This window comes from Rhodoferax ferrireducens (genome assembly GCF_003347515.1).
Classification (GTDB): Bacteria; Pseudomonadota; Gammaproteobacteria; order Burkholderiales; family Burkholderiaceae_C; genus Rhodoferax.
Genome location: NZ_QEII01000044.1, coordinates 1 through 255, shown reverse-complemented (window position 1 = coordinate 255; position 255 = coordinate 1). Strand labels below are relative to the sequence as shown.

The 255-nt window shown below is 55.3% G+C and carries 1 protein-coding gene; it reads right to left on the bottom strand.

What is annotated here, in order from left to right:
• A partial coding sequence (locus tag C5P05_RS00180) for an alpha/beta fold hydrolase (protein WP_232834266.1) occupies positions 1-242 on the bottom strand: 242 nt, incomplete at its 3' end.
• Positions 243-255 lie beyond the last annotated feature (13 nt).

Sequence of the window (255 nt, the reverse complement as noted above, 5' to 3'; positions counted from 1 at the left end):
GCATGCTCGCTGGCCAACAGTTGTGCAATCATGCCGCCCATTGATCTCCCAACCACGTGCGCTCGTTTGATCATCAACGAATCGAGAAGTCCTACAGCGTCGTTCGCCATATCGAACAGCGTATAAGGCACATTGGGCGTTTCGCCGCGAGAGACTGCGTCGGCAATTGCAGCGAGATCTGGCATCGACGCGCTATGGAAGTGGGTTGAAAGGCCAGCGTCGCGATTATCAAAGCGAATCACGCGGTAGCCTTGT